The sequence below is a fragment of the Shewanella sp. VK101 genome (assembly GCF_056497865.1).
The window spans coordinates 2833240-2855201 of the sequence record NZ_CM151402.1; the positions used below are offsets into that span (position 1 = coordinate 2833240).

Genomic DNA, 21962 nt, shown 5'->3' on the forward strand with positions numbered 1-21962 from the left:
TCCAAAAGAAAGCCGGAATACTACCCCAGCAGCGCTCAAAATAACAGCAAAAGGTCAGTAATTCGCCACCCGAGCCTGGCAAAAAATGGTTCGACAAAAATAGCCTGACAACCAATCCCCCGGCATTACTCAAGCCTTAACAGCTCACCACAGGACTTTTGCAGCAGAGTGCGACAACGCCACAGGCCAAGCAGTGCCACCAACAAGGCGCCACTGAGGGGAGCCAACAGCCACCATTGCCAGTGAGGGCTGACTCTGAGTTCAAACACCTGAGTTTTCAAAAGCCAGAGCGCAAACTCCGCCACTGTGACCGCCAGAATGCCCGCCACGGCACCTAGCAGTGCAAACTCCAACGCCGTGGCAAGCTTAAGCAAGCTTCCCGGCGCACCAAAGGTGCGTAGAACCGCCAGTTCTCGTTGGCGACTGGCCATGCCGGCTTCGGTCTGCGCTATCATCACCAGGGCACTGGCCAATACCACCAGCACCAACACCAGCGTCAGCGCCAAAGATACCTGGGCGACTATCTCTTTGAGCTGAGCCACCATGGCCCCCACATCTATGATGGAAACAGTGGGGAAATTACGGATAAGCTCAAGCACAACGGCCTTTTGACCATCATCCAGATGAAAACTGGCCATGGAGGTATAAGCAAAGGGGGCCAAGGCTTCCTGACTGAAAATCATAAAGAAGTTGGGTTGCAGAGTTTCCCACTGCACAGAACGAATACTGGCCACTTTGACAGTCAGCGTTTGGTTATCGATAACAAAACTCAGGCTGTCTCCGACAGTAATTCCCAAGCGCTCGGCCACCCCGGACTCCACCGACACGTCATCGGTTTGCCGATTAAAATGGCCCTCAAGGATCTCATTGTTGGGCGGCAAGGTATTTCGCCAGGTGAGATTCAGTTCCCTTGAAATCCCAAGACGCCCTCTCTGCCCCTGTTCCTGCTCTTCGGCAGTGATCACCTCCTCACCATTGATAGCGCTGAGCCGACCACGGATGACAGGATAGATATCTGTGGCAGCAATCTGGCGCTGAGCCATAAAGTCCGCCAGCGGCTCTACTTCGTCCGGAGCTATGTTAACCAGGAAATAGTTCGGCGCATCCTCAGACAACTGCTTCTGCCATTCGCTGAGCAAGTCCTGACGCAACGCCATTATGGTCAGCAATAACACCAGGGCGCTGGAAAATCCCACCAGTTGTACAGCGTTTTGTCTGGCACGGCGCCGAAGGCCCGCCAGTGCCAGCGACAAGGGGTTGGTCGTGCGCATGCCAACACTCTGCCCCAGGCGGATTAACAAAAACCCCATCAGGCTGAGCAGCACCCCGAGCAACACCACGCTGGCCACCACGGTCAGGGTCAAAGGCAAAGAGCGCGAGTAAAGCCAGCCGAGTAATCCCATAGCCGCCAAACTCAGCAGCAGATGCAACCACATGCCCAGACGTATTCCTTCGAGCTGGCGTTGCAACACCCTGAGCGGCGGAATAGCCAGCAGCCGCATCAGCGGATAGGCACTGAACATAAAGGCGCTGATAAACCCTGTAGCCAACCCCAAGAGAAGCGGTCTGAGCATAGGCGGAGAATAGGCGGCAATTTCCGCTGGCAAGGCTCGGCTGATGAGATAATCCAGCACCAGGCCACCGAGGATCCCCAAGATCACTCCAAGAAAGGTCACCAACAGCAGGTGCAGACCAAACAATAAACGGATTTGTCTTGCACTGGCGCCAAAGGTTTTCAGCATGGCAACCACATCATAGTGACGCTGGCAATAACGCTGGGCGGCAATGCCGATGGCGGCGCAGGCAAGGGCTATCCCCAGCAAGCTCGCCAGCAGCAAGAATCGCTCCGCCCGCTGCACCGCCCCGGCAATCGGCGAATCGCCGGATTGTACATCAACCCAACGTTGGCTACTGGTCAGCAGTGGCTTGGCGTATTCTTCAAAACGGCTCAGCGCCTGATTATCTCCGACAAACTGATAAAGATATGTCACCCGGCTGCCGGGTTGAATGACCCCGGTTGCCGCAACATCATCAAGGCGCATCAACACCAGGGGGGAAGAAGCAAATGGATTGAAACCGGCATCGGGCAGCCTGTCTATCTCCTTGGCCAGCGCCATCTGGGCGTTACCCAGCTCAACACTCTTGGGATACCCCAGCAGGCCCCCAAGACGCATTTCAAACCACAGTTCACCTGGCTGCGGCAAGGCACTGGTTTCTCCTTGACGCAAGACAATTTTGCCCTTGAGCGGATAGGCATTATCAACTGCCCTGACAGTGACCAACTGAAATGCATCGCCGCTGTAAACCATAGAGTTGAACTGCAAACTCTGCGATTGCTTAAGCCCTAACGCGTTGGCCTGCTGCAGTATGCCTGCATCTATGGGAACGGGTGAATTAATGATTCGGTCGGCAGCAATAAACTTGGCCGCCTGGCCATTGATGGCGAGCTGCAATCTCTCACTGACCCGGGCCAGACCGGTGACAGACAACACCGCCAGGGTCAAGGCCAGCACAATCAATACCAACTGCCCTTGCTTGAGCTCGCGGCGAAACAGGCGCCATGCCAGCGTCCATTCCATCAGCGCCCCTCCTCTGCTGTTACCGATGCCGCCGGCACCTGGCTCTCTGTCTTGGCCTCATGCAAACTGGCCTCTTCCGGCAGGGTTTGCTGCCCCTGTTCATACAATCGCCCTTCGTGCATCTCCAACTGGCGCTCACAACGACTGGCCAGTTGCATATCATGGGTCACCAAAATCAAGGTGGTCGAACTCTCGCGATTGAGCTCAAACAGCATGTCGGCAACCCTGTCGGCGTTGTGTTTGTCCAGGTTGCCCGTGGGTTCATCGGCAAACAGCACCTTGGGTTCGCTGATAAAGGCTCTGGCGATAGCCACCCGCTGCTGCTCACCGCCGGAAAGCTGTTTCGGGTAATGATTGAGCCTGTGCCCGAGGCCAACTCGCTCCAGCATGGCTTGGGCTCGCTCTCTGGCATCCTTGATACCCGCAAGTTCAGCCGGCAGCATGACATTTTCCAGGGCGTTGAGGGTATCAACCAACATAAAAGACTGAAAAATAAAGCTGACTTTCCGCTTACGCAGCGCAGCCTTCTGCTCTTCATTCAGCCCGGCCAGGGCACTGCCATCGAGCCAAATCTCACCGGACGAGGGGGTATCCAATGCCGCCAGCAGGCCCAGCAGAGTTGATTTACCTGAGCCTGATGGCCCAAGAATGGCCACACTCTGGCCCGGCTTGACATCCAAATTGATGCCACTCAGGATAGTCAGGTCACCTTCCTGGGTAGTGACAGTTTTTACGAGATGGGAAACCTTAATGGCACTGTTCTTCAAAATTGCTTCCTTATGCTTGCGTCCGCTGGCATTGATACCAGTCATATTCTTGTTCTCTGCGCTGCCCGTCAAGGCCGCTGATGTACTGATCCTGGGGGACAGCCTGGGAGCCAGTTACGGCATGGCCGAGAAACAGGGTTGGGTCGAAGGGCTGAGACAAGCCTTACCCGAGCATAACATTGTTAATGCCTCTGTCAGCGGCGAAACCACGGCCGGTGGCCTCAGAAGATTGCCTCAGTTGCTGGAGTCGGTAAAACCCTCGCTGCTGTTGGTGGAGCTTGGCGGCAATGATGGTCTGAGAGGCTTTCCGCCAACGGAGCTGAAAAACAATCTTACAAAAATCATTGCGCTGGCTCATCAATCCGGCGCCAAGGTGCTGCTTTCCGAAGTCATGGTGCCGCCAAACTACGGCCCCAGATATGCCAACGCCTTCAGCGCCGTTTATAGTGACCTGGCCAAACAGCCCAACGTCACCCTGATGCCCTTCTTTATGACAGAGATAGCGCCTTTCCCCGAGTTGATGCAGGCCGATGGGCTGCACCCGAACGAAAAGGCCCAGCCCAAGATCACCGCCTTTGTGCTGCCCTGGGTTGAATCGGCAATCGAAGCCATCAAAGCCCCTGCCACAGACGCATCTGCGCCGGCAACGGGCGGATAAGACTATCGCCGGACATAATAGCAGCCGGACATAATAGCCGCAGGACGACATAGCTAAAAACGACTAAAGGCTGCGGCTGAATACCCTCACCTTGTGCCCCATCAGTTCACTTTCTTCCTGCGGCAGCATTCCCAACTTGAGGGCTATCGCTTCCGAGCCCAGGTTGCCATCCATGATCAGGGCTATCAACTCATTCACGGCGCAAATCGCTTTTATTTCTGGCAATGCATGGCTGGCGGCTTCATAACCCAGTCCCTGGCCCCAGTATTCAGGCAGATATCGGTATCCCAACTCAACCTTGCCGAACTCCGGCAGGAACTTGGGGCCGCAAAAACCTATCACCTTGCCATCGGCCTTATGCTCAACTGCCCAGCGACCATAGCCATACTTGCGGTAGTCGGCCAAAATGACCTTTTCAAGCACCTGAGCGGCCTCTTCAATATCCTTCAATGGCTCGCCGGGAATATACCTCAGCACTTCGGGAGTACTGTTCATGGCAAATAAAGCCTGCTGATCACCATCACGGAACTGTCTCAAAATTAATCTGGGGCTTTCGGTAATCAAGATTAACGACTCCTTGTTATTCAGTTTGTTGCCTTAAGGTTGGCTAAAGTTTATTAATGTTTAATAAATCATAACCATAGATTACACTAGGGCGGGCGCGATAAGTCCATACCCGATCGGATTGAAAGTTGTTTTGTCGCAATAAGATTGCAGTGCAACCCGGCTAGTATGCCCATACCGGCCTGATAACATAAAACAAGGAAAGCGTATGTCCCAGCAAAAAGTCTATATTCCCCTGGCCACCCGTACCAGCCAGTACATCATGGCTGAAATACTGATGACAGATGCGCTGCTCAGCCACTATGCCAGTTACGAAAACTGCTACCGCGAGATCAGCAAGTTGGTATTCCAGTTGGCAGAAAAGGAAGATCTGCACAACATTCATGTGATCGCCAATGACAAACTGCCTGTGGTGCGTTTTCACACCGAGGCCTACTGCTTCCAAACCGCCGAACAGATCCTGTTCTTTTACAACCCGGCCTACCATGAAGCCCAGAACCTTTTCTTCCAGCCGGACTACAAGGCCCGCAAGTTAAGACTGCTGTTTTTGGCCACAGGTAAGGAAATTCGCGCCAACGCCGCCAATTTCCACAGCCGGGTCAATGCCGTATTGAATGGAGTGTTGGACAACCTGCCGGAGCAGGAATTAAGGGTCAAAGTCCGCGATCACCAGCACATGGCCTACGATCTCTTCGCCCGTGCCAAGGGGGAGAAAAAGACCTATGGCTACAAGCTCAGGGATATTTATCAGCGCTACAAGTCGCGCAAGTGCAAACTGCCGGAAGATCACAGCTCATTGGCCTATGTCACCGTCAGCCTGCCGCTGAGCCGCCGCCTGAAGCAGAGCGTGCTGGAAGAAGAGCATACCGAAGACTTCAGCCCGCTGTACCAGTTCCTTGAGGACAAGTTCCGCAGCGCGGCGGCCGGCAAGCAATTGCACCGCATCGCCATGGTGGCCAACGGCCTGATGCCTTTGGTTCGCAACAGTAAGTTCGAGAAGGTGGAAAGTACTGCCGAAGCCCAGATGATAGGCTTTGATCCTGCGGCAACCGACACTCAGTTTGTCAGCCATTGGGATGGGCGCAACCTGGTAGAATCGGTGCACTTTTTGCTGGTTGCCGGTAAAGAGGACTACACAGAGCCAGGTTATGGCCGCTATATGAACCAGGTGGAAGCGGCTTTGAAAGACTTTGCCGAAGCCATAGGCTTGGATCCGGAGCGCCGTGAACTGGTGTTGAGATTCCATCAGCACATCAGTTACAAGCGTTAAGACTCAAAAAAGCCGGGCTAGCCTGCACAATGCAGCTCAGTCCGGCTTTTTACCTTGTTATTATGAGTGTGCTATGAGTGAGTCCCCTGGGCTCGGTTATTTCCGCCCTGTGACCACATTGATTCTGGCAACGTCCACCAGATCGCTCACCTGATACTTGTCGAACAGATCCAACAAGGCATCGCTGCCCTGCTCCAGTTTCAACATCATCTCTTCTTCATAAAGCGGCACCAGGCTATAAAAATTGATGCACTTGTCCTGGTCAATCTCCAGGGTGTGGAAACCCTCATCAAGTAGCAGTGACGGCAGAACTATCATGCCGTTTTGACGGGTATTTTCGGCAAAGGGTTCGGCAGGATCACCATTGGGTATTGTGTGTCCCCAGCCCAGCCAGCTGTCGTATTTATGCGGAAAGCGCGCCAAAAACTTAAGCTGCCTTACAGGCCAGTACCACTGTTCATCGCTGAAGGCTTCCTGACTTATCTGCCAATGCGCCGGCAAGGTGATCATCAGCTCCATAAACCTGGGGATATCCGCCTCTTCGGGGGTACTCATAGGCAAGTCACTCATGCCGGAAGTCACCAGAGTATGGAAAGGTCGCTCGTCTGTCGGTGCCACATAATGCACATCAATATGCACAGTATCCGAGATAACTTCATGAAAGACCCAGGTGACTTCACCAATATGGCGCTCAATATGTTCGCTTATCTGGACGATACACTCTTCACCCATAGGCGACTGCCATTCCTTTTCACCATCCGTGTATCTGAAAATGGGATCACCGGAAAGGCTGTATTCTTGTTCATCCTTACTCATGCCAACTCCTTTTGATTATGACGCATGAGGTTTTATCACTGCCGGCGAACTAAATCCAGAATAAATGATGAAAAACAAACTGTTGTTAAAATAGTGTTTACATATGGCGATAACATCTCAATCTGTTATTTGCCGCTACTTGCATTATTTGGTGCTAATTTGGCCGGATTTCACATTGTCAGTCGGGAAATGAATCGGGATCTTGTTAACGGAATAATAACAATAATCAGGAGAGATTATGTTCAACAAGAAAAACCCCCTGACTTTGGCGTTGCTGGCAGCCGGGTTAACCCTGGGACTCATTGCCTGCTCGGATGACGACAATACGTCTCAAACCACTGAACCGCCGGTCGTGACGCCACCGCCGGTAACCAGCCCCTTCCCCGAAGGCGCCATCATGGTTGAAGCCGGAGACAATTTGACAACCCGAATTCAGGAAGCTCTGATCAACGCCCAGAGTGGCGCTGTAATCGTGTTGCCAAAGGGCCGATTTGAGATAGATGCCACCTTGTTGTTTGACGGCGATGTCGACGGTGACGGCAGCTATGCCAGCAATGTCACTGTCATGGGCTATGGCCGCGATGAAACCATTCTCGACTTTGCCAATGCCAACGCCGGTGACGGTATCTTTGTACAAAATGCCCTCAATATCACCATCAAGGATCTGTCGGTCTATGAAGCCAAAAACAACGGCATCAAGCTGAAAAATACCAATGGCATCATACTGCGCAATGTCTCCGCCGTGTGGGAAGGTGAGCTGGATCAAGGCAATGGCGCCTACGGCCTTTACCCGGTGGAATGCGAGAATATTTTGATTGAAGACAGCTATGTCCGCGGCAGCGCCGATGCCGGTATCTATGTGGGCCAGTCTGAGTACATAGTCGTCAGGCGCAATATCGCCAAGGAAAACGTCGCCGGTATCGAAGTGGAAAACTCGCGCTTTGCCGATGTCTATGACAATGAGGCCATGGGCAATACCGGTGGTATTCTGGTGTTCGACCTTCCCATAGGCAACCACAAGTACGGCTCCAGCGTACGGGTATTCAACAACAAGGTTTATGACAACAATACCCACAACTTCGCCAACGCCTCTGCCAACCCGGCCGGAGTGCATATTGTTCCTCCCGGCACCGGGGTGATCATACTCTCCACCAACGATGTGGAAGTGTTCAACAACCAGATCAGCAACCACGATACCCTGGCGGTCACTGTCTCCAGCTTCTTTATCGCCGAGCCGGATGTCTCCGCCTTTGCCGCCAGCTATGCCCAGCCGGGTCAGGCCATTGAAGATGGCTGGCGCGCCACACCACGCAACATCTATATCCATGACAACCAGATAAGCGGTTTTGCCACCAAGCCCAACGGTTATCTTATCGAGGATATCATCAAGGCCTACATCTACAGCCATGGCCGCTTCCCGGGGATCCTCTACGATGGCCTGGGTGAACTGCTCGCCAACAATGGTACCGGCGCCTATCTCGGCTTTGGTGAACTCCCCTTCAACCCTGACGGCAGTGAAAATGTCTGTGCCAGCAACAATGGAGATGTCAGTATTGGCCAGCTCTACGGCAACAGCAATACCGATGTCAGCATTCCCGATGTCATGTATGAAGCCAAGCAGCAGCAACTGTTGCAATGCTCTTTGGTCAGCCTACCTGTGCATACCGTCACTTTCGGCGAACAGATCTTCGGCTGCGGCGTGGATGATGATACCGAAGGTTGTGACGGTGGCGTGCTGGTCGGCGGTGGCGGTACTATAGGAGAAGGTGAAGGCGGCCTTGAAGGCGATGGCGACCTGTCGCTGTGCAGCGCTCAAGGCTCTGGTGTGAACTGGGATGCTCTGACGGGTGCCAATTGCAGCAGCCTGGCACAATACCGCCTGTTTGCCGACGCCTCTATGCCGGCGGCCATGCCAAACAGTGGCGGGATCCCTTACGATCTCAACACGCCGCTGTTTACCGACTATGCCAGTAAGTATCGCTATGTGTTTGTGCCGGAAGGGAAACAAGCCAACTACAGCAGCAATGAGGCCTTTGACTTCCCGGTAGGCACAGTACTGGTGAAAACATTTGCCCTGCCTGCCGATACCGCAACCAGAGGCGTGGACAATGAAACTCTGATTGAAACCCGGTTGTTGATCCACAGAGAGTCGGGCTGGACCGCCCTGCCCTATGTCTGGAATGCCGAGCAAACAGATGCCACTTTGGCCAAGGCCGGTGCCATTCAAGGCAAGAGCGTGGTGCACAAGGGGCAAACCCTGAACTTTGACTATGTTGTCCCGTCAATGAATCAGTGCAAGCAGTGTCATCAGTTCAAGGCCGACAGCGCCAGCCAGGCGGTGTTTATGCCGATTGGTCCCAAGGCCCGCCATCTGAACCGTGACTACCCCTACCAGGATGGTAGCGCCAACCAACTGCTTCATTGGCAAAGCGCGGGTATTCTCAGCGGCCTGCCACCCCTTACCAGCGTCGACAAGGTACCGGCCTATGTGGATGGTGATGAAGCCACTTTGACTCAGCTCAGTGACAGCGAGCTGATGCAAACTGCCAAGGGTTACCTGGATATCAACTGCGCCCACTGCCACAGACCCGAAGGCAATGCCTCCAATACCGGGCTGAAACTGGAATACCAGCGCAGCTATGATGAAGACAACGGCTTCAGCCACGGCACCTGTAAATCGCCTGTCGCCTATGGCGGCGGCACCCTGGGCTACGATGTGGTACCTGGTAATCCGGCCGAGTCCATCATGCATTTCCGGATGCAGAGCAATGAGCCGGGCGACAGAATGCCCGAAATTGGCCGTAGCCTCAGCCACGATGAAGGAATCGCGCTGATAAGCGAATGGATTAAACGTTTACCGGCAGCCAGCTGCTCCAACTGAAGCTGGAGCCAAGCAGACTGAAAAACGCTTACCGCAATAAGCAAAAGGCCCGGGTTTGACGACCCGGGCCTTTTTAGTCTTCCTGCCCCAAGCGGCTGAAATAGCCTGGTGGATAACCGAGCCAATGCTTGAAGCTCTGGCGAAAATGACAACTGTCGCTGTATCCCAAACGCTCGGCAATCTCACTCACCGATAGCCGGCCCTCAAGGATCCAGCTCACCGCTCTTTGACACCTTTGCTGATCCACCAGGCGTTGATAGCTGCTGCCGAGGGCCGCCAGCTTGCGCCTCAGGCTGCGACTGCTCATGTGTAACCTGAGTGCCATGGTTTCCAATGGCGGCACAGCGGGAAAGTCGCCATCCAGCTCGGCAATAATCTTTTCAATCAGCGAGCTCTGCTGCTGACAGTTTTGGCTGTGATCGGAAAAATGACTCAGATCCACAGCCAGCGCCAGGTAGGATTTATCGAGGCGCCATTCATTGAAGTCACTCTGAAACTCCAGCTGTTTGGTCAGTTTTGCCAATCCCTCAGACGGCATCAAAGTGCCGGTAACACAGATACAGTTAAAGCTGACCTCTTGACCGGTTAACTCCCGCGCCAAACTCAGCAGCGCACCTATGCTGTGAAGAAATTCGCCGCGATAGATTAACGACTCGGCCCGGCCGGTATTGAGCCAGCGCAGGCGGATTTCCCGCTCATCTTCCAGCAGCAACAGATCGGCAAAACTGCCCACCCACTTGGGATGGTTGAGCACAAAATCCAGGCATTCACCGAGATCCCGGCAATCCCCAAGCAAAGGCAACAGAAAGCCCAAGTCGGTTACCTGGGTATTGAGACCAGCCAGCAGGCTGATATCCTCACGTCGACTACGCTGCATGAGAAACGCTATGGTGGCGCTGAGCTGCCAGACCCGCACCAATTGGCACTCCTTGAGTTCATTGATACCCGTGCCTATGTGCCGGCATATCTCTTCGGCAGCCTCGGCTCCCAATTGTGACTGAATAAAACGAATAAGGTTGGCCAGTTCAAAAGCCGGGTACGCCTGATCCCCAACCATCATGTTGGCTCGGTATTTGATCTGCATAGTTATTGTTATCTTTTTGTTAATCCCCCAAGGCTGTTTTAACGTATCCAGCCAGAGAATTAAAGGCGTACTGCATAAAAAGGCCTAAATGCCTCTGTTTATGAATTTTAAAAGCATTAATGTCGGTGTTTTATGCAAAACAACGTCAATTAGCTGCTCGAATTGGTCTGCGCTTGCGGTCGTTTTCTCAAACTCATCCTGAGGCAGAAGCAGCCAAGGTACTAAGCACATTAGGAATGCGTTCGGCCGAGGTAATCCTGTGGCTGAATGGTTTTGGTAGCGACTTGAGTGACGATAACACCGGCACGGCTTTGCCGGAGAATAGTGGCATAAAAAGCCCCGGCGTGCCGGGGTTAGATTAGCGAATGGATTAAACAGCAGGAGTTACATTGGCCGATTCTTCTCGGCCAACTTGTTGTAGCAGGCGTTGAGCATCAAAGAAGCGCTGTGGGCCAACTTGTCGGCCAGTTTCTTGCGCAGCTGATATTTTACCTTGATCACAGTGCGATCCGCGGCCAACTTCAGCAAGAGATCATCACTGGTGCCGACTTCATCTATGAGCCCCAGCTCTATGGCCTGCTGACCATACCAATGTTCACCGGTTGCCACCTTGTCCAGCTCCAGTTGCGGCCGATAACGCCCGACAAAGTCTTTGAACAGCTGATGGGTTTCTTCCAGTTCCTGTTGGAACTTGGCTCTACCCTCATCTGTGTTCTCACCGAACAGCGTCAGGGTGCGCTTGAAATCACCGGCGGTATGCTGCTCATAATCAATGTCATGCTTCTTCAGCAGCTTGTTAAAGTTCGGCAATTGGGCAACAACGCCTATGGAGCCTATGATAGCAAACGGCGCGGCAATAATGCGGTCGGCAACACAGGCCATCATATAACCGCCACTGGCAGCCACCTTATCGACACATATGGTCAGCGGCAGCCCGGCATTGCGGATCCTGTCCAGTTGGCTGGCCGCCAGGCCATAACCATGAACCATGCCGCCACCACTCTCAACGCTGGCGACTACCTCATCACCTTCCTCGGCGATTGCCAGAATGGCACTGATCTCTTCCCGCAGTGACGCCACTTCGGCCGCTTCTATGCCACCTTTGAACTCGACGACATACACCTTGGGATCTTTGGCTTCCCCGGCATCAAGTGCCTTGTCGTGAGCCTTTTGCTCGGCCTTGAGCTGTTTCTCATAGGCCTTGAACGCCTTTTTGCCCAAAAGCTCTGCCTTGAGGTGATGCTTGAGCGATTTAAGCTCATCGCTGAGATGCGTCAGTTTCAGCTCGCCCCTGTCACTCTTTTGTTTTACCGCCGATGCCACAACAATTACCACTATGGCACCCACTGCCACCACCAAAGTGATCGCCTTGGCCAGAAATAATCCGTACTCGTATAAAAATTCCACTACAGGGTTCCTTTCACCGCGAGAAAGCACACAAAATCGCGCTATTCTAGCAGCCCTTGCATAGATAAAAAAACCCGGCATTTCGCCGGGTTTGTTACAAAAAACATATGAGTAACCGCTTAGCCACCGCAGCTTTGCAGAACGGACGAGTCGGTCACCAAAATGCTGGCACCATCTTTACCGGCAGAAGAGGCAAAAATAGACACCTGAGACTGCATTTCTGCTGTCGCCTGAGCCGCCATGCCATCGGTCACGCCCGGTACTTCGGATGGGTCGATGAGTGAGCTGTGATGCCCCTTGGCAAAGCGCACAGCGCCGCCACCGGCACTGGTCTGATCGACGCAGTTAAGCCCCAGAGTCGCAATCAAAGGCTCAGTGCCTGACAGCGGGAAGCCCGCGACAGTACCAGGCAGAACCTGATCGCCCTTGTTACCAGCGCCATCACCGACGATTTCCACCAGATGAACCGGCAAACCCGTGGCCTTGAGCATGGCAGTCTGGTTGATAGGATCGGCTGACTCTATCCCGGTCTGCACCGCAAAGGCGAAGGTAGGGATAAATTCGGCGTATACCTCCTGAACCAGTGCCTCATATTCGGCCGAACCCGGCTGATATCCTTGTTTATTGGCCGCGTCCACCAAGGACTTGAAGGTATCGGAAGCCGTCACATTGGCAAACAACAGAGGTGCAAAGGTGGCTGAACCGGCGAAAGACCCCGCCAGGCCGCCGCTAGGCGCCACCAAAGATGCACCCTTGATGCCATAGTAGTTGGGCAAGGCTGTGCCGGATGCAGGGTCTTTCAAACCTGTGCTGGCATAGGTCGCGAAGTTGGTGCCGACAATGGCGCCAAGGCTAAGCCCCTGAGCGGTTATCTGGTTATTGTCAAACACCTGAGGCGCGTCCATTTCGGCCAGTTGCGCCGACATACCTGTTATCGCGGCTCTAAGCGCCAGATGATCCATGGTCGCCTGACGGAAGTTATCCCGTACCGACAGCGTGCTTTCTATGTTGACAAATACCAGCGGATTGCCATTTTGGAAGGCATCCGGCTTGCCAACAACACTGCCATAGGCAGCACCTGAGGCCGACACTTCATAGATGCCGTCACCATTGGCATCGAATGAACGGGCACCGTGCAGCGGCATATCTATGGCCACTGTAGCCACACCGGCTGCGGCATAACTACCGGCATAGGCCAGTGACATCTCTTTGCCGCCACCCAGACCATGCAGCGCTATCGTGGTAGGCCAGCCACTGGTTGGTGGCGTGAAAGGCAAGCCCTGGCTGGCATAAAATGCCGCAAGCTTAGTGGCGTTGGGCATGGAGATCAGCACAGGCACAGTTTCGTAGTTGCGAATCGCCGGAATGGGATTAAAGCGGGTCAGGTGCTTGGTGGCATCGGCCGCACTGTCATCATCCAGTTTCCACGCTTTGCCGGCCAACAAGGAAGGATTGGCCAGTGCAGCGGCGGGATCTATGTTGTAAGCCATCGCCTGGGCGGCAAAGTTCTCCTGGCTCAGAGTACCGGCCTGCAGCGCCAGCAACACAGATACCGGGCTGTCGCCCTGGGCCTGCCAATAGCCGTTAATGCCGTCACAGCTTGCCGATGAACAAGTGCCGTAAACCGGTACTTCAATGGCCGCAGTGTAGACATCGGCCAAATCCGCCAATACATAGGCTACGCCGTCAGCAGGGGTAAGCCCAGCTGCCATCGCCACTGTATAGCCGGCTGGAGTCGGAGTTTGCAACCACTTGGGCGCATAGGGTGAGCCGGGTTGCAGCATCAGCAGCTTGGTGGTTTCATAAACATCGGCCACCGACTGGGTGGTAAACAGGCCTGAATAGGTAATGCTTTCCTTGTCGACGCCATGAGCCGCCGCCATGCCCTTTTCATAACTGTTTACCAGAGTTTGCAGCATCAATTGATCGGCGGTTTCCAGCGGCGCTGTGTCGATATCCAGTTTCAACAGGCCATAGGTGTAGGAAGGCGCTATCGGGCGCTCGGCCGAATCCATGATGAGTTTAGTGGTGGCATAGATATAAGACTGAGCGGGCTTAAGTGGCTTCAGTGGAACAATGACAATCTTGTTGCCGGACGCTTGAGTGATGAAGTCTTCCCCCCAAACCAGCTCTTCACCCACTTCACAGGCAGAAACCGAAGGCTTGGCCTGGCACTCGGCTTTGGAAGAAAGCGGGCCGCCGCTGACGGCTTCAAACATTCTCACCGCTCCAGGCTGGGCCACGGAAGATGCCAGCAGGCTCAGGGTATTGCCGCTGTTATCTTTGGAAGGTTCAATATCTATGGTTATCGGTTGCGTGGTTGACCAGCCATCCAGCGCGCCCAGCGCCAGCTGCGGATTGGTATAGTCACCGGAGGCTTCTCCGGGAATATTCAAGGTACCGTCTGTGGTGCCGTTGAGCAGTAGGTCGTTTGGCAAGGGAACTTCAGCTTTGGCAGGATCAAACACCAAATGGGACTCAGGGATGAGCGGCTCTGTCTTATCCTTAAGTTCGTTATAGCTGTCTTCACCACATGCTGTCAGTCCAAGTGCAGATGCGATTGCAACACCCAAAATGAGTCTTTTCATCTTTTTTCCCCAAATCTTGTTGTAATAATTTTGTTTTCCCCAAGAAATTGGTCACAATACCCCAGACACTGTGACCAGAGGAGCTGAAATCAGTCCTCAGCTCGTCTCAAGTTAACGTAAAAATATTGAGTTAGCTACATTTTTGTCACAGTTGCACGCAACGAAAAGTAACAATGAACAGTCATTTGTTTTAAACAGATGTATACCGCTGTAGTGAGTCGAGTATTGGCGGGCTTTAGCGCGAAGAGGAAACAACTCCCCATGTTGGAATATCAAGCAGCAAAAGATCTTCTCAAGGGCAAAACTATTCTGGTAACCGGTGCCGGCGACGGCATTGGCAAAACCGCAGCCAAGACCTATGCCGCCCATGGCGCCACAGTGATCCTGCTGGGCAAAACGGTCAAGAAGCTAGAAGCCGTTTACGATGAAATTGAAGCCGCCGGTGGCCCGACTCCAGCGATTGTGCCTCTGGATCTCAAGGGCGCCAGCGAACAAAACTACCGCGACATGGCCGAAACCATAGAGCAGCAATTCGGCAAGCTCGATGGCCTGCTGCATAATGCCAGCCTGTTGGGCGCTTTGGGGCCATTTGAACATATTGATATTCAGTCACTGGAAGATCTGCTCAAGGTCAATGTGGTGGCTGAAGTCATGATGACCAAGGCACTGTTGCCTGTGATGCGCAAGGCTGAGCACGCCTCAATTATTTTTACCTCCAGCAGTGTTGGCCGTAAGGGCCGCGCTTACTGGGGTCCATATGCCTTCTCCAAGTTTGCTACCGAAGGCATGATGCAGGTGCTGGCTCATGAATGTGAAGGCACCCAGGTGCGCGCCAACAGTATCAATCCGGGAGCAACCCGCACTGGCATGCGCGCCAAGGCTTATCCGGCAGAGAACCCTCTGGATCTCAAGACGCCAGAGCAGATAATGCCCGTTTATCTGTATCTGATGGGCGACGACAGCCTGCAGGAAAACGGTCAGGCCTTTAACGCCCAGTAACATTTTCCTCAAGAATAAACGCAGTCCAATGGGCTGCGTTTTGCTATTCATACGCCATTCATACACGTTTTATAAAAGAAATAAGGAGGCAATCCATGAGTCAAGAATACCCTATAGGCACTCCAGGTACTCCCTGGGGGGATGCCGAAAAATCCGCCTGGCGCGCCACCCAAAACATCAAACGCAGCTACCGTGAACAGGTGCTCGACAAGATCTATGCCCTCAAGACAGCTTTTGAATGCCGCCGGTACGGCGCCTTAAGTTATGACCCGGAACGTTATCCCCTGCTCGCCCTGCAGAGTAAATCGCCACAGGCAGATAAGCCTTGGGTATTGGTCACAGGCGGGATCCACGGTTATGAAACCAGTGGCGTTCAAGGTGCGCTGCAGTTTCTCGAGCAGGAAGCCGAACGTTATCAAGCGGATTTCAATCTCCTTGTCGTTCCCTGTGTCAGCCCTTGGGGATACGAAGTCATCAACCGTTGGAATCCCTTGGCTATCGATCCCAATCGTTCCTTCTTTGAACCCAGCCCGGCGGAAGAGTCTGCCGCATTGATGGCTCTGGTTGCTAGCCACGGCGCCCCTTTCCTGGCTCATATCGATCTGCATGAAACCACAGACACGGATGAAACCGAGTTTCGCCCGGCGCTGGCGGCCCGCGATGGCAAAATCATAGCTCCCGGTGAGATCCCGGACGGTTTTTATGTGGTAGATGATGAAGCCATGCCGCAACCTGAATTCCAACGAGCCATTATCGAAACGGTCGCCAAAGTGACCCATATCGCTCCGGCCGACAAAGACGGCAATATCATCGGCTCTCCTGTGGTCGACCACGGCGTTATCCGTTATCCGCTCAAGCAGCTTGGTCTATGTGCCTCGGTTACCAATGCCCCATACACCTGCACCACAGAAGTCTACCCGGACAGCCCGCAGGCAAGCGATGAACAGTGCAATGCCGCCCAGGTAGCCGCGGTTTGTGGCGCGCTGGATTATCTAAGGAAGGTGCGAATAAGTCCTCGTGGCACTCTGGCTTGCACAGCAATTGGCGTTCAAGGCATCTGACTGAAGGCATGCCGGGGCCTGTCGAAGTCGGATAACGCTGAGAGCCGGTTGCTGTGAAAGCCCCGAAGGGCGTGGCTTACAGGCCTGCCTGCTGTGTTGTGCTTCTTGCAAAGGACTAGGGCCATTTGCTGCGAACCACGCCTTGCATCCAGGCCCGTAAGCCGACGCAGAGCACACATGGGACTTGTTCGCACCTTCCCTAAAGCTAACCCGGAATTAAGTTTTCAGGATTGAAGCTGGAGCCTTGAAACTTAAGTATTGAGGCTCAAATAACTAGACCCGGCACTAAGCTTTATGCCCCAGTGCCGGCTCTTAATTAACTTATTTTCCTCGCCTTTTGGCGATGTGACCTCACAGCAACGCCAGTTTGGCACTAAGACGCTTCACCATGGTATCTATATCGGGATTCGGCGCATTCAACCCTTCAACCAAGGTCATAAAATAGCAATCCATCATAATGGTTGCCCTCACTGCATCATAATGAGGCGCACAGGTAAACAGCAGCTCTTTGAACTGGCGGATCTGCTCATCAAAGAAAGCTCCTTGCCAAATTAAGCCTTGCAGCAAGGTTTTACTGAACTCCACATGCTGCAAATAGAATCCGTATAAATGCCTGGCATAATGCTGCATCTTCAACTTAGGCTGCTCAAAGTCATCGCTGCTCTGCGCCTCGCTGATAACTCCGGCGATAAGCTCCAACATCAACGCCTTCAACAACTCTTCTTTATTGCTGAAGTGGCTAAACAAGGTGCCATTGGCAATCCCTGCTGCTTTGGCAATATCGCGGGTCGATGTCGCTTCAAAACCTTGCTCGATAAACAGCTCCCATGCGCATTGGCAGATGCGCTCGCGGGTTTGGCGTTTTTTAGGGGTCATATTTGCAGTCAAAAGTGAACCTTTTACTTGTAATTGAGCGCGCTCAATAAATATAATGAGCGCGCTCAATTTTATTTATACCAAGGTAAATCACATGAAATCAGTCGTTAAGATTCTAACACTCGCAGTAGGCTATGTCTTATACATCCCCTTTATCTGCTTCTATTCGTATATCTTGGGGCCGATACTGAAAGCCGTCCTGATACCCGGTGGACTAGTGCTTATTGCGTTTATGATGGGCCCCAAGGCAGCCTGGCAGGAGTGGAATAACGCCAGGCAGCCGCAAAACAGCCCCCTGCCAAAGCTGGAGTGATGCCGCTCATCGCGAGTCAGCAAACAACAAGCCCCGGCAAAATCAAGAAGTAAGTCAGTCTTTCAACTTTCACTCTTCTGATGCTGGGGCCAGTGTAGGTTGTAGTGCATATAACGGAGACAAATTACTTTAGGGGAGGTTTACACAGTCGGAAACTTTGACAAAATTAAGTGTATCGACCTTGAGTTCTTTAAAAACCTTAACAATCTTCTCGTGAACCATGACATGAGGAAAGTCAGAGTATTCAGGCATAAATACCAAACGTTCATTTTCGGGTATAGTTTGCATCTTTTGCTTGCAGAGAGAGTATCGTTTTATTGCATACTCGTCTTCACCTGGCTTGTAGTTGTTAATCAAGCACTCTTCAAGGTTCAAAACATCCATATACTCAAAAATATTGAATACCCAAAAGCCTTCATGATAATTTTGCTCGTCGTCGACAATCACAGCGGGGTATAACTGAAAAAACTCATTGTCTACCTCACCAAGCTCCCGTTTGATCTCGTCATCAATAATAGGGTAGTTAATTGCCATATGCGCTTTTTTAATTGGTCGCTTAACCCCTTTTGCAAGGTCCTCATCCCGATAGCCATTTTTAAAAAACATAGGATCACCGGCCGTTAGTTTCGTGAACTCATAATGTCTCGTGGCAGAACGCATTTCTGGGCTAAGGTATAGGGTTTCCTCATCGTGGTTCAGGGAAAGAATATAATACTGCTCGTTGTATGGGTTCATCTGCCTTCTCTTTGGAATTATTTCGAATTTACACAAGTGGTCTTTTCAGTTTTTCTTTAAAATCATTACTATGAACGAAATAAAAAATAATCTCTCATTACCGGCATTCATGCTCCAATAGCGTTGACAACCAAGTTATAGTAGTTCTGGACACTTAACCGGCAAAAGTAAATCGCTCTGCCCCCTTTCAGCAGTATTTCCCGTTCTTATGTCCCGGGTTTTCTCAGACTCCACTCAATTAGCTTGGCTCTGATCAGGCGTTGCGAAAACTGCTGGGGATCAAGAACCCAGTTGGTGGCGATTTCCCGAACGTTCGCGTCATCAGGATAACCTCCCCCTGTAGACAAACCGTTAATATGGCAACGCTTGGCCGCTTGAACCTCAGCCTCTGTAGGTTCACCCGCCGAAATGTGGCTTTGGTCATATTCATGCAGCCCATCATGATACACGGCGTATTTTCTTGTTACCTGACCGTCTTCCGCCATAAACCAAAAATTGTATATACCGCCCTGATGGTCGCCAAAGCCATAGGTTTTCCCAAATTTCTGGCTTAACCTAGCGGCGAATTCTGAAAGGTTGCGTAGGCATTCATCCAGCATCTCCATACTGTCCCTGCGGCCATACTGCCGGAACGGCAAGCCCCAACCGCCAAGGTAGATAAGCCCATCAAGATCCGCGACAACCAGGTGTGAAGTTTTCCAGATAAACTTCAGATCGTCGGCAGACCCCAAATCACTGATGGACTTGATATCCGCTTCCCCCTTCAGGTGTTCAGCTATTCCATCTAGGTCGCGGCTTTCTACGACCAACCAAATCATATTGCGATACATCGAAACGCTCATTTCTATTCCCTTAAATATCTGGCGAATGCAATTTCAGTAGTCCACGGATTCTAGTGGCTCAACAATGAGCCGGGACAGTAACAAAACCCAAAAACAAAACCAAGACAATAAACAAAATCCAGACCCATAGTTTTCGACAAATTGTTGACTCCTTGCCTAGGTTTCAATGGTTTGTTAGGTATCAAGGACTCTTCGCAACTGATTGATGATAGCGGGCGCATCATCCGCAATAACAAGGTGGCCACACTGCAGCCAGCAGGACGACCTGTCCTTTTGAACCGTTTAATATTCCCACCGACAATGGGTTGCGACTTCACCTATATCAGGGCTTCTTGGTCCCTTGCAGCTATGACAATGCTCTATAAAACCAGAGTTACAACCACCTCCAACATCGATGAAGGCAAGGGGCTACCCATTGCCAGAAGCTATTTAGCTGAATTCCCAAGGCTCCATGCTCTCCCTCACCCATCGAACCCTATTCGATCTTCATTGTGCTTGGGAACTCGACTTTGTACCCACTTCAATAGCCGAGAAACCTTCACTGGAGTTGAAAGAGGATCTTCCTCAAGTGGAAACCTCTGCCTTTCTGTAACATTGACAACTAACGCCTTTACCCGGCTTATATCGGGTGTCTCCATTGTTCCTGGCTATATTGTTCCTGTTCCCTACTAAAGCAGTGGCTGTAGATTACATACCACGCATATAATCACGCACATCCTCATCACTGAGTGATTGCGTTTCATCACTAACTCCTAAACTTAGAATGCTCGTCTTTGCTCGTGGGTTAGGCTCTGATAAAAAGGAGTATTGTAAGCACTTTTTCGCACAGAAGAATAAGACGCTAATACCTCTGGAGAAATAGCTTCAATAGGGTTATAAGAAAAATCAATCCTCCTAAGGTTATTCCCAGGCTTCAATTTTGGCAAAGACATTAAACGATTGAATGAAACATCGACTGCTTTTAGCCAGGGCATCTCAGCAATCACACTGATATTATCAAGGTCGTTTTCACTAACAAATAAGCCTTCCAAATTAGACAGTGATGCCACCGCCGAAATATCAACAGTCCCATTATTTCTAAAATCTACTTTTACAAGACTGGGTAATTTATCAATACCATCTAATGTAGGTAGATTACTAGTTGCACCAAATATCTCTTTTAAGTTTGGTAAATCAGTCACATTTTCCAGAACATTATCTTCGATAGAACGAAAAGCAATACGTTTTAACCTAGGTAGATTACTAATTTTCGGTAGGCTACCTTTTTTCACGTCATAGATTGAAATCTCTTCTAAATTTTTAGGAAGGGCTAAGCCTTTAAATCTTGAGTCTTTCATTCCATCAATACTCAATTCACGCAACTTATCTAAATTGTGTACAGTGGCAATATTCTTGTAACCTGGATTCTTTAATCTAAGCTTCTCCAAGTTTTTCAAAGAACCTACATCAATGTTTAAAGATGACAAATCTATGGATAAGAACTTTAGCGACTTTATTTTATTGATACCGTTAAAACTACTCGAGTTAACCACATAACTAATCAATAAATCGAGATTTACTTGTTTTTCTAAGTTACTAATAAGGCGTATTTCCTCACCACTAATCAATAATTTATTAAGGCACCCAGATTGAGGTAGAATAATATTTCTAACATTATCTACTGCTGAAATGCTGAGTCGTTCCAATTGATAAAACTGGCTTAAATCCATTTTATCATTAATAAATATTGACCGTCTTAAATGAACATAACGAGCATCCACAATAGCTGATAAAAACTCTGGAGGTATAGTTGTGTTTTTCTCTGATACAACGTTTACTGCTTTGCCATGTTGGTCTAAAAGCACGGCAATGCGAGATAGCGAACCCGAGCCTCCAAAATGTTCATTTCTTCCTTCGATTGAAGGAACCAGATGATCATTTTGCCTTTCACGGCGCTCTGATGGAAGATCCCCGAGCTCCCCTGTTAGGCCATTGACAAAGAAGCTTAGTTTTCCATATTCAGGTTTAAAATTTTGCTTTATCTTTTGCACTACGGGCGAAGCTTGGATAATCGCTGCCGCTTTCTCTTCGGGAGACAACGCCAATACTTGCCCTACCACCAGTAACCATAATCCAAGTATGGCTGTCAACGAGCCCACATGTTTTTGTTTTATCACTATTTGTTCTCCATCAATCGATTCTGAGTATAATTGAGGATACGAAATCTCGGGTGATTCCATATTCTACACAGGTGAAATTCTTGCTCGCTGGGTTCTGCTGGCGAAAATTAAATCAGCATTCAACAATTGAGCAACAGACATGACCTCAATGTTTACTCATTCATTCTCCAATAAATGAACTGAGATAAAGCACTTACCATGTCAAGTCAAGTCAAGTCAAGTAGTAAAAAACGCCGAAGGCAGTTTTTTACTACTTATTTTTGTTATTACCTTTCCTCAAAATGCCAACGATAATAATGTGTAGCATTGTGGTCAAACCAATAATAAACACATAATCAAGCAAGCTATTGACCCCATCCGACA

General features: G+C 51.1%; 17 protein-coding genes. 6 read left to right on the forward strand and 11 right to left on the reverse strand.

Going from position 1 to position 21962, the window contains the following annotated elements; genetic code table 11:
• Positions 1–125 precede the first annotated feature (125 nt).
• Both ACSHSR_RS12735 and ACSHSR_RS12740 read right to left on the reverse strand, forming a co-directional pair.
• On the reverse strand, positions 126–2579 hold the full coding sequence (locus ACSHSR_RS12735) for an ABC transporter permease (RefSeq protein WP_479630809.1): 2454 nt from the start codon (positions 2577–2579) through the stop codon (positions 126–128).
• Positions 2579–3391: an ABC transporter ATP-binding protein gene (locus tag ACSHSR_RS12740; protein ID WP_115390519.1), complete on the reverse strand. Its 813-nt coding sequence runs from the start codon at positions 3389–3391 to the stop codon at positions 2579–2581. The genes ACSHSR_RS12735 and ACSHSR_RS12740 overlap by 1 nt, the downstream gene beginning before the upstream one ends.
• Between ACSHSR_RS12740 and ACSHSR_RS12745 the strand changes: the two genes are divergently transcribed.
• Entirely contained in the window at positions 3330–4004 is a 675-nt protein-coding gene (locus ACSHSR_RS12745; RefSeq protein ID WP_051546997.1) for an arylesterase, read from the forward strand. The genes ACSHSR_RS12740 and ACSHSR_RS12745 overlap by 62 nt on opposite strands.
• Before the next feature lie 63 nt (positions 4005–4067).
• On the opposite strand, the gene ACSHSR_RS12750 is transcribed toward ACSHSR_RS12745, so the two are convergent.
• Positions 4068–4568: a GNAT family N-acetyltransferase gene (locus ACSHSR_RS12750; protein ID WP_054743804.1), complete on the reverse strand. Its 501-nt coding sequence runs from the start codon at positions 4566–4568 to the stop codon at positions 4068–4070.
• A 208-nt stretch (positions 4569–4776) separates the two neighbouring features.
• Between ACSHSR_RS12750 and ACSHSR_RS12755 the strand changes: the two genes are divergently transcribed.
• Positions 4777–5838, forward strand: a complete 1062-nt coding sequence (locus ACSHSR_RS12755; RefSeq protein ID WP_025010450.1) for a DUF3083 family protein — start codon at positions 4777–4779, stop codon at positions 5836–5838.
• Positions 5839–5934: 96 nt separating this feature from the next.
• Here the strand turns inward: ACSHSR_RS12755 and ACSHSR_RS12760 are convergent, their stop codons facing one another.
• Positions 5935–6654: a suppressor of fused domain protein gene (locus ACSHSR_RS12760; RefSeq protein ID WP_028781234.1), complete on the reverse strand. Its 720-nt coding sequence runs from the start codon at positions 6652–6654 to the stop codon at positions 5935–5937.
• A gap of 238 nt (positions 6655–6892) precedes the next feature.
• Here ACSHSR_RS12760 and ACSHSR_RS12765 point away from each other — a divergent pair, with 238 nt between their 5' ends.
• Positions 6893–9535, forward strand: coding sequence for an SO2930 family diheme c-type cytochrome (locus tag ACSHSR_RS12765; RefSeq protein ID WP_115390520.1), 2643 nt, complete (start codon positions 6893–6895; stop codon positions 9533–9535).
• A gap of 73 nt (positions 9536–9608) precedes the next feature.
• Here the strand turns inward: ACSHSR_RS12765 and ACSHSR_RS12770 are convergent, their stop codons facing one another.
• Entirely contained in the window at positions 9609–10619 is a 1011-nt protein-coding gene (locus tag ACSHSR_RS12770; protein WP_234518400.1) for an AraC family transcriptional regulator, read from the reverse strand.
• A 119-nt stretch (positions 10620–10738) separates the two neighbouring features.
• Between ACSHSR_RS12770 and ACSHSR_RS12775 the strand changes: the two genes are divergently transcribed.
• Entirely contained in the window at positions 10739–10981 is a 243-nt protein-coding gene (locus tag ACSHSR_RS12775) for a hypothetical protein (RefSeq protein ID WP_144225359.1), read from the forward strand.
• A gap of 22 nt (positions 10982–11003) precedes the next feature.
• Here the strand turns inward: ACSHSR_RS12775 and sohB are convergent, their stop codons facing one another.
• Both sohB and ACSHSR_RS12785 read right to left on the reverse strand, forming a co-directional pair.
• Positions 11004–12026: a protease SohB gene (gene sohB / locus ACSHSR_RS12780; protein ID WP_045283372.1), complete on the reverse strand. Its 1023-nt coding sequence runs from the start codon at positions 12024–12026 to the stop codon at positions 11004–11006.
• Between the two features lie 119 nt (positions 12027–12145).
• The gene (locus tag ACSHSR_RS12785; protein ID WP_109247605.1) at positions 12146–14614 is read right to left on the reverse strand and encodes a VolA/Pla-1 family phospholipase; all 2469 of its coding nucleotides are present in this window, start codon (positions 14612–14614) and stop codon (positions 12146–12148) included.
• A 261-nt stretch (positions 14615–14875) separates the two neighbouring features.
• Here ACSHSR_RS12785 and ACSHSR_RS12790 point away from each other — a divergent pair, with 261 nt between their 5' ends.
• Together ACSHSR_RS12790 and ACSHSR_RS12795 are read left to right on the forward strand one after the other, a co-directional pair.
• Positions 14876–15613 (forward strand): YciK family oxidoreductase, encoded by a 738-nt coding sequence (locus tag ACSHSR_RS12790; RefSeq protein ID WP_039033424.1) that lies wholly within the window; start codon positions 14876–14878, stop codon positions 15611–15613.
• Positions 15614–15708: 95 nt separating this feature from the next.
• Entirely contained in the window at positions 15709–16674 is a 966-nt protein-coding gene (locus tag ACSHSR_RS12795) for a DUF2817 domain-containing protein (RefSeq protein ID WP_475627943.1), read from the forward strand.
• Between the two features lie 351 nt (positions 16675–17025).
• Here the strand turns inward: ACSHSR_RS12795 and ACSHSR_RS12800 are convergent, their stop codons facing one another.
• The 4 genes from ACSHSR_RS12800 to ACSHSR_RS12815 all read right to left on the reverse strand — a co-directional run bounded on the left by ACSHSR_RS12800 (position 17026) and on the right by ACSHSR_RS12815 (position 21596).
• Entirely contained in the window at positions 17026–17562 is a 537-nt protein-coding gene (locus ACSHSR_RS12800; RefSeq protein ID WP_223828938.1) for a TetR/AcrR family transcriptional regulator, read from the reverse strand.
• A 430-nt stretch (positions 17563–17992) separates the two neighbouring features.
• Positions 17993–18598, reverse strand: coding sequence for a hypothetical protein (locus ACSHSR_RS12805; RefSeq protein WP_107352263.1), 606 nt, complete (start codon positions 18596–18598; stop codon positions 17993–17995).
• Between the two features lie 206 nt (positions 18599–18804).
• On the reverse strand, positions 18805–19440 hold the full coding sequence (locus tag ACSHSR_RS12810; RefSeq protein ID WP_144191568.1) for a hypothetical protein: 636 nt from the start codon (positions 19438–19440) through the stop codon (positions 18805–18807).
• A 758-nt stretch (positions 19441–20198) separates the two neighbouring features.
• Positions 20199–21596, reverse strand: coding sequence for a leucine-rich repeat domain-containing protein (locus ACSHSR_RS12815; protein WP_479630810.1), 1398 nt, complete (start codon positions 21594–21596; stop codon positions 20199–20201).
• Between the last annotated feature and the right edge of the window lie 366 nt (positions 21597–21962).